Here is an 8582-nt window from a genome sequence, read left to right on the forward strand (position 1 = left end):
CTCCTACGTCTAACGCTGCGATCTTTTGCGGATTGACTCAGAACTCCAGGGTGCTGGACAACGAAATCTGCCGCGAATCCCCCATCGACACAAAGAACCGGCTCGCCGCCGAGGTGTAGTAGGTGCGGTCAAACAGGTTCTTCACGTTGAGCTGGAACTTGACCTTCTGCCCTTCGACCTTGGTGTCATAGGTGGCGAACGCGTCGGCCACGGTGTAGCTCGGCGGGTCGAAATCGTTCACCGCGTTACCCGCTCGCTCACCGACATAACGCGCCCCCGCGCCAACCCGCAACTGATCGCCACCAACGATGGTGCCGAAGTCGTAGACCGCCGACAGCGAGCCGGTGTTCCGGGCGACGTTTTGCAGGCGCTTGCCTTTGTAGTCCGGGTCTTCGGTGACTTCGGCATCGGTGTAGGCATAGCTGCCGATCATGCTCCAGCGGTCGCTGAGCTGCCCGGTCATGTCCACTTCCAGACCACGGGAACGCACTTCGCCGGCGGCACTGTAGATCGTGGTCGGGCCTTCAGAGTTGGCGACCAGTACGTTGCGCTTTTTGATGTCGAACAGTGCAACGTTGCCGGTGATACGACCCGGCATGTCGAGCTTGGCGCCGATCTCCCAGGACTTGGCTTCCTCCGGTGCCACGCTGCCATCAAGCACGGTGCTGCTACCGCTCAGCGGTGCGATGGTCGAGTTGGGTTTGAAGGATTCGGTGTAGCTGCCGTAGAACGACAGCGCGTCGGTGTAGCGGTACACCAGGCCGGCGCGCGGTACCCACTTCTGGCCGTTGCTGTCGGTGTTGGCCTTGAACGGCACGCCTTTGCCGGCGTACTGGTCGTATTCCTGGAAACGCCCGCCGGCCACCAGAATCCACTGGTCGTTGAGGTGGATCGAGTCCTGCAGGAATATCGAATCGCTGCGCAGCTCATCGGTCTGGGCGCTGTCGGGCGCGCTGACGGTGGTGCCCGCCACTTCGCGGCCATACACCGGGTTGACGTAGCTGAAGGTGGTCAGGCTTTTCTGGCGGATCAGGTCTTCGCGGTAGATCTTGCGGTACTCGTCATCGACGCCGAACACCAGGTCATGTTGCATGCCCAGCACATTGACCTTGCCTTCGAGGCTGGCGGTGGTGAAGCGGTCGGTGCTGATGGCGTTCTGCGTGCCGTCCATGCTGCGGGTCAACGTGCCTTTCTTGGTGTCGATGGCGGTGATGCGCACCTGGCTGGCGTCGTAGGTTTCGCGGTTCCAGCTGTAGCCGAAGTGGGCTTTCCAGTTGTCGTTGAGCTCGTGATCGGCCTCGAAGTGATACAGGTCCGAGCGGCCTTCCATGTTGTTGAACGGCTCGTCGAGACGCTCATTGCGCGAGATGTCCAACGGGTGGTTGGTGCGCGGATCGATCACGGTGCCACGGTCGAACGGGGTCAGGAATTCCCGGTGTTCATAGGAGAACAGCAGCTTGGTGCTTTCACCGAACCAGGCCAGCGACGGCGCTACCAGCGTCTCGCGATGGGTGCCGAAGTTGCGCCAGTAATCTTCGTCTTCGTGGTCCAGCACCATGCGGTACGCCAGCCCGGAATCGCCGAGGGCGCCGGTGCTGTCGAGGCTGCCGCCACTGCCGTTCTTGCCGTCGCCATAGGTCGAGCCGCGCAGGGTCAACGCGTTGTACTGCTCAAGCTCGGGCTTCTTGCTGACCATGTTGACCACGCCGCCCGGGTCCTGAATACCGTAGAGCAAGGATGCCGGGCCTTTGAGTACTTCGACCCGGTCGACCGTGGCATTCAGGCCACGGCCCTGGATCACCGGCATGCCGTCGCGCATGATCGAGCCGTTGCGGTTGTCGCCGAAACCGCGGGTCATCACCGAATCCTGGGTACTCGCCAGCGTGTTGCCCTGGGTGATGCCGCTGACGTTGGCCAGTGCATCATCCAGATTGCGCGGCGCCTGATCGCGAATGACCTGGGCCGGGATCACGTTGACGGTCTGCGGGATTTCCTGGAGCAAGGCCGACGAGCGCATCACCGAACTGGTGGGCGGCGGCTGATAACTCATGGGTTGTTGCGCCACCGAGGTGATGGTGGTGGCGCCCAGGTTCAATGTGCCTTCGCTAGGCACAGGCTCCAGAGCCAGGGTCTGGGCATCGGTGCGGCGGAAGGTGAAGCCCGAGCCGCTGAGCAAACGCTGCATCGCCTGTTCGGCGCTCATCTGCCCGCTGACCGCTGGAGCGGTAATGCCGTAAGGCGCTTCGTCGGTGTAGACCACGCTGATGCCGGTGATCCGGCTGAAGTCGCTCAGGGCCTGGGGCAGCGGTTTGGCGGCCATTGCAAAGCTGAACTGCGTGCGTTGCTGGGTACTGCTGGCTTCAGCCGCCCATGCCACGCTCAACGGCAGCAACGCCAACGCTGAAAAGCTTAATGCAGATACACCGAACCATTGTTTGACCGAACCCGATTTTGCCCTGGACTTCATTGCTCATGACCTGTGTAGAACGACTACGGATGCGAATGACTCGCAGTTTCAGTCACTACACGGATGGCGATCGGGTTTACCTCACTAGAAAGTTGAAAATATTTTCAGAAGCTCAAAAGATCGCAGCCTTCGGCGGCGCCCACAGGCGCGTAGGAGCTGCCGAAGGCTGCGATCTTTTGATCTTCATCTTTACCGCAAAATAATCAAATGCCCCAAAACATGGTGCTGCTCAAACCCCATCACCCCCTGCAACGAACTCAACACCGCCTGCGGATCCTGGCTCGGAAAGCTGCCACTGACCCGCCGCGCCGCCAGTTCCTCATTGAGCACTACAATGCGCCCGGGGTAATAACGCCGCAGGTCCTGCACCACATCGGCCAGTGTCGCTTTGTAGTAATTGAGCCAGCCCTGACGCCAGGCCAACTGCGCTTCGCTATCGACGGCATGGAGTTTGTCCGCCGAGCCGTCGCCATAAGCCACTTGCTGGCCGGCGCTCAGAATTTGCTGCGCGGCGTTCTTGTCGGCCGTCACTGCAACCCGTCCGGATAACACCGTGACCTGCGCGCCGTGGGGTTGCAGACGCACTTCAAACTGCGTGCCCAACACCCGCGCCTCGCCCTTTTCCGCCCCCACCACAAAGGGCTCGCCGGTGTGCGTCACGCTGAAAAATCCGGCACCGCGACGCAGCTGGACGTGCCGTTCACCGCGGTTGAAATCCACTGCGATTGCGCTGTCAGCATCCAGCGTCACTTGCGACTGATCCGCCAGCATCACGGTGCGAATTTCCCCCGGCGCCGACACATAGTCCGCGCCCAGATCATCGACCCAGCGCGACGGCTGCCAACCAGCACCGACGCCGATCATCAACACCAGACATGCCGCCATGGCCAACGCGCCAGACCACCGCCGGACGCGCCCCCCGCGCGCACGATTCATCACATTGAGGTAGCCCTGCAAGGCCAAAGCCTCTTCATCAGCCAGGGTCCGCGCCGGCACTTCGCTCAACTCCCACACCACTTGCGCCTGGGCATAGGCCTCGGCGTGGGCGGGATCGGCCTGCAACCAGCGACTGAACGTGAGCTGATCGCCGCTGCTGGGCTGGTCGTGCAACAGACTCAGCCAGGCGAAAGCGTCCCGCTCCTGAGCAGGTGTCGGCGTGATGCGTTCGTTGTGGTTCACGGTGCGTTCCCTGGCATGCGCGGTTCGGGTTCCCGCAGGCTGGCCTTGCAAGCCTCGAGGGCGCGCATCATATGTTTTTCCACCGCGCTTTGGGACAGGTCCATGGCCTTGGCGATTTCGGCATATTTGCGGCCATGGATGCGGTTGAGCAGAAAGATCTGCCGCGTGCGCTCGGGCAATGCGCGCAAGGCCGCTTCGACATGACGCAAATCGTTGCCCGCCTCCAGTGCCGCTTGTGGCTCACACCCCTGGCTGTCCGGCTGCTCCGGCATCCAGCCTTCGTTGACCCGCACCCGCGCGCCTTCACTGCGCAAATGGTCGATGGCGATGTTGCCGGCGCAACGCAGCAGATACGTGCTGAGCTCTTCGACCTGCACCAGCGGCCGACGCCAGAAACGCAGGAACAAATCCTGCACCAGATCCGCCGCCGTCGCCCGACAGCCGACACGACGGCTCACCAGCGCCTCCATTTGCGAACGCTGGGACAAAAACACCTGAAGGAAATGCGCACGGGCGCCGCGATGTTCATCGTGCTCGGCGTCATGGGTTTCGGGAGGGCGGGTGATCATCGGGTCAGAACAAACCGGGTACGGCCTCGTGAATGCCACAAGACCCACAAGCCGGCGATATTAATGATAAATATTCTCATACGCAAAGGAGACGATGAGATAACGGCCAAGCGCCGATTGCCGGATGCACGTCCGCGCCACTACAATGCGAACAATTCTTGTTCTCTAACGTATCAATATGCGTCCGGAGCGGTTTCGTTGTCGTCAGCCACTACCGTCGAAGTCCTTTATCACGCCCATCACAACTGGCTCACCGGTTGGCTGCGGCGCAAACTCGGCTGCCCTGACAGCGCCGCGGATCTGGCCCAAGACACGTTCATGCGAGTGCTGACGGCACAGGAAACACCGCAAATCATCGAACCACGGGCGTTCCTCACCACCATCGCCAAGCGCGTGCTGTTCAATCATTACCGCCGCCAGGACCTGGAGCGCGCCTACCTCGATGCGCTGGCGCAGATGCCGGAAATCGTCGCACCGTCGGAGGAAGACCGGGCGATCATCCTGCAAACCCTGTTGGAACTCGACCAGTTGCTCGACGGTTTGCCGCGCCTGGTCAAACGCGCCTTTTTGCTGGCTCAGATTGATGGTTTGACGTACCCGCAGATTGCCGTCGAACTGGGCATTTCCATCGCCACGGTCAAACGGCACCTGAACAAAGCGGCGATGCGCTGCTACTTCGCGCTATGAACAGCCCTGGGGATTTTTCCTCTCAAGTCGCCGAACAGGCCGTGTACTGGTTGATGGAAATCCAGCAAGGTCCGTTGAGCCCGCGCCAGCAAATCGCCTGGCAACAATGGCTCGACGCCCATGGCGAACATCGACGGGCCTGGGAACACATTCAGCGGGTCAATCAACGCTTGCGCGGTTTGTCTTCACCGCTGGCCCACGCCGCCATTAACGCACCGAAATCCGCCAGCCGTCGTCAGGCGTTGAAGCTGTTGCTGATTCTCGGCGCGGGGTCGGCGGTCACTTGGGGTCTGCGTGAGCACAATCCGTTGACGCCGTTGCTGGCCGACTTCCGCAGCCCCATTGGCCAGCGACGCAAAGTACCGCTCGGCGATGGCAGTCAATTGCAACTCAACACCGCCAGTGCTGCCGATGTGCGAGTCGAAGGCCAGCAACGGCTGATCCGTTTGCTCGAAGGCGAGATACTGCTGACCGCCACCCAGGCGTTTCAGATACAGACCGCGCAAGGCCTGTTGAAAACCCAGGGTGGGCGACTGAACGTGCGGCAGTTTGCCGATCGCACTCACGTGGCGGTGTTCGAAGGCAGTGTCGAATTGACGCCCGATCACGGCGCCCCACTACTGCTGCAAACCGCCCGGCAGTTGAGCTTCGGCGCACGCGGTATCGGCACACCCCTGCCACTGGACGCCAACAGCGGCGCTTGGGCCGATGGCATGCTGGTGGCCGCGCACATGTGCCTGGGGGACTTCCTCGACGAACTCGGCCGCTATCGCCGCGGGCAACTCAATTGCGCCGCAAATGTTGCCGATCTGCTGATCTCCGGGACTTATCCACTGGACGACAGCGAGCGGATTCTTGATCTGCTGGAAATCAGTCTGCCGGTGAAGGTGAAGCGGTTTACGCGGTATTGGGTGACGGTTGAGGCGAGGGTCTGAATCTTGATCAACATACATAACCTGTGGCGAGGGAGCTTGCTCCCGTTGGGTTGCAAAGCAGCCCCAAAATTTGCCACCGGAGTTTTCCAGAAAGAATGCCTGCTTAGTTTACAACTGCTTCGCAGCCGAGCGGGAGCAAGCTCCCTCGCCACAAAAAGCAAAACGGTAAATCTGTAAAAATATTCGCCCAACGTGAGCCGTTTTTCAGATCTGGCGTGACAGAGAAGGAAAGCCCCCTTGATTCAACCTTCTCAGGATCGTCCTCCATGCAACCCACCCGTCTCATTCCCCTGGCCCGCACCTTGCGCCAACTCCTGCTGGGCGCCAGCCTGGGCTTGGGCGCTCTGCCCCTGGTGCATGCCGCTGACGCCAAGCCGTACCACATCGCACCGTCTTCGCTGGAAAACGCACTCAACCAGTTTGGCCGTGAAGCCGGCGTGCTGATCTCCTTTGGCTCGCAAGTCACCAGCGGTGTGCAGAGTCGCGGCCTGGAAGGCAACTACACCGCCGAACAAGGCTTGAACGCCTTGCTCGAAGGCACCGGCCTGCAAGCCCGCGCCGAGGGCAACAATGCCTTCAGCCTGCAACCGGTGGGCGATGCGGCGCTGGAGCTGGACACCTCGAAAGTGGTCGGCGACTGGCTCGGCGATGCAGCGCAGACCAACGTCTTCGAACACCCCGGCGCTCGCGACGTGATCCGTCGCGAAGAGTTTGAACGCCAAGGCGCGACTCAAGCCCGGGACGTACTCAACCGTATCCCGGGGGTGAATGCGCCGGACAACAACGGCACCGGCAGCCATGACATGGCCCTGAACTTCGGCATTCGCGGGCTCAACCCACGACTGGCCTCCCGTTCGACGGTATTGATGGATGGCATTCCGGTGCCTTTCGCGCCTTATGGCCAGCCGCAGTTGTCGTTTGCGCCGATCAGCATGGGCAACATGGACGCAGTCGACGTGGTACGCGGCGGCGGTGCGGTGCGCTACGGCCCGCAAAACGTCGGCGGCGTGGTCAACTTCGTGACCCGCGCCATTCCCGATGAGGCGACGGTCAAGGGCGGTTTCCAGAGCGAAACCAGTCCGTCGTCCAGCCACGATGGCTTCAAGACCACCGGCAACCTGCTGGCCGGCGGCACTGCCGACAACGGCCTGGGCGGCGCGATTCTGTACTCGGGCACCCGCGGTGGCGACTGGCGCGAACACAGCGACACCGAAATCGACGACCTGATCCTCAAAGGCAAATACCAGCTCGATGAGGCCAACAGCTTCAACGCCATGGCCCAGTATTACGAAGGCAAGGCGGACATGCCCGGCGGGCTGAACGTTGCCGATTACGACGCCAACCCTTACCAGTCGACCCGCCCGAAAGACCAGTTCTGGGGTCGCCGCACAATGTTCAACTTCGGCTATCGCTATCAGGAAGATCGCCGCGAGTTCACCGCCAATACGTTCTTCACCAAAACCCTGCGTAGCGGTTATCTGGACCAGGGCACGTTTCTCTCGCTGTCGCCACGCGAGTACTGGGTGCGCGGCCTGGAAACCCGTTTCGCCCAAGGCTTCGATCTCGGCCAAACCAATCACGAAGTCGGCGTCGGCTATCGCTATATCAACGAGGCCGGCCACGAACTGCGCTACCGCACGCCGATCGCCAGCAACGAACTCCCGACCACCAACAGCCGCAACGACCGCGACACCCGGGGCGGTACCGAAGCCAATGCGTTCTTCGTCGACGACCGGATCGACATCGGCAAGTGGACGATCACACCGGGCATCCGCTACGAAATGATCGAGTCGCAGCAGACCAACAACCTGACCAACGTGAAATACAAGGGCGACTACAACACTGCCCTGCCCGCATTGAACGTGCTCTATCACCTGACCGACAGCTGGAACCTCTACGCCAACACCGAAGGTTCGTTCGGCAGCGTGCAATACAGCCAGATGCCCAACCGGGTGACCAGCGGTGAAGTCAAACCGGAGAAGGCCCGCACCTGGGAGCTGGGTACCCGTTACGACAACGGCGCGTTGCGTGCCGAGATTGGCGCGTTCCTGATCAACTTCGATAACCAGTATGAAAGCAATCAAACCAACGACTCGGTGATCGCCCGTGGCGAAACCCGTCATCAAGGTATCGAGACCAGCGTCAACTATGCCCTCGACGACTTGAGCCCGGCGCTGGCCGGTTTCGATGTGTACGCGACTTACGCCTATGTTGACGCGACCATCCGCGAAGACGGGCCGAACAAGGGCAATCGCGTGCCGTTCTCCTCGAAACACAAAGGCACGATCGGCGTCGGTTATACCGAAGGCGCCTGGAAACTGAACCTGGACAGCAGCTACCAGAGCGACCAGTTCGCCGACAACGCCAACACCTCGGCAGAGAGCGCTGATGGCAGCACCGGCAGGATTCCGGGTTACATGTTGTTCAGCAGCCGCGCGGCGTATGACTTCGGGCCGAAACTGTCGGATTTGAATGTGGCGGTGGGGGTGAAGAACATCTTCAATCACCAGTACTTCACCCGCTCGTTCGATGACAACAACAAGGGCAAGTACGTGGGAGAACCGCGGACGGTGTATGTGCAGACGTCGGTGGCGTTTTGATTACTGACCACGAGTCAGAGGTCGGACACTCTTGTGGTGAGGGGCAAGCCCTAGTGCCGATAAGTTAAGGGCAAATCAGACACGTAGGAGCCAGGGTTGGGGGGGGGGGGGGGGGGGGGGGGGGGGGGGGAGGGCGGGGGGGGGG

6 protein-coding genes are annotated in these 8582 nt (G+C 61.2%); 3 read left to right on the forward strand and 3 right to left on the reverse strand.

Annotated features, from left to right (window positions below; all coding sequences use genetic code 11):
* Nucleotides 1-37 precede the first annotated feature (37 nt).
* From AC1RO5_RS20045 to AC1RO5_RS20055, 3 genes are all read right to left on the reverse strand, one after another.
* Complete coding sequence (locus tag AC1RO5_RS20045) at nucleotides 38-2467, reverse strand: TonB-dependent siderophore receptor (protein ID WP_493177164.1); 2430 nt, start codon at nucleotides 2465-2467, stop codon at nucleotides 38-40.
* Nucleotides 2468-2656: 189 nt separating this feature from the next.
* Nucleotides 2657-3646, reverse strand: coding sequence for a FecR family protein (locus tag AC1RO5_RS20050; RefSeq protein ID WP_493177165.1), 990 nt, complete (start codon nucleotides 3644-3646; stop codon nucleotides 2657-2659).
* The gene (locus tag AC1RO5_RS20055; RefSeq protein WP_493177167.1) at nucleotides 3643-4215 is read right to left on the reverse strand and encodes an RNA polymerase sigma factor; all 573 of its coding nucleotides are present in this window, start codon (nucleotides 4213-4215) and stop codon (nucleotides 3643-3645) included. The genes AC1RO5_RS20050 and AC1RO5_RS20055 overlap by 4 nt, the downstream gene beginning before the upstream one ends.
* Nucleotides 4216-4413: 198 nt before the next feature.
* Between AC1RO5_RS20055 and AC1RO5_RS20060 the strand changes: the two genes are divergently transcribed.
* From AC1RO5_RS20060 to fecA, 3 genes are all read left to right on the forward strand, one after another.
* Nucleotides 4414-4902: a sigma-70 family RNA polymerase sigma factor gene (locus AC1RO5_RS20060; RefSeq protein WP_493177169.1), complete on the forward strand. Its 489-nt coding sequence runs from the start codon at nucleotides 4414-4416 to the stop codon at nucleotides 4900-4902.
* Entirely contained in the window at nucleotides 4899-5837 is a 939-nt protein-coding gene (locus tag AC1RO5_RS20065) for a FecR domain-containing protein (RefSeq protein ID WP_493177170.1), read from the forward strand. The genes AC1RO5_RS20060 and AC1RO5_RS20065 overlap by 4 nt, the downstream gene beginning before the upstream one ends.
* Before the next feature lie 266 nt (nucleotides 5838-6103).
* Nucleotides 6104-8437: a TonB-dependent Fe(3+) dicitrate receptor FecA gene (fecA, locus tag AC1RO5_RS20070; RefSeq protein ID WP_493177172.1), complete on the forward strand. Its 2334-nt coding sequence runs from the start codon at nucleotides 6104-6106 to the stop codon at nucleotides 8435-8437.
* Nucleotides 8438-8582: the final 145 nt, after the last annotated feature.

The sequence above is a fragment of the Pseudomonas sp. GW822-FHT02G04 genome (genome assembly GCF_058802085.1).

What these genes read in the sequence shown, in the direction of transcription:
- AC1RO5_RS20045 (WP_493177164.1), bottom strand. Translation starts at nt 2,467, where the DNA reads ATGAAGTCCAGGGCAAAATCGGGTTCGGTCAAACAATGGTTCGGTGTA.
- AC1RO5_RS20055 (WP_493177167.1), bottom strand. Translation starts at nt 4,215, where the DNA reads ATGATCACCCGCCCTCCCGAAACCCATGACGCCGAGCACGATGAACAT.
- AC1RO5_RS20065 (WP_493177170.1), top strand. Translation starts at nt 4,899, where the DNA reads ATGAACAGCCCTGGGGATTTTTCCTCTCAAGTCGCCGAACAGGCCGTG.
- fecA (WP_493177172.1), top strand. Translation starts at nt 6,104, where the DNA reads ATGCAACCCACCCGTCTCATTCCCCTGGCCCGCACCTTGCGCCAACTC.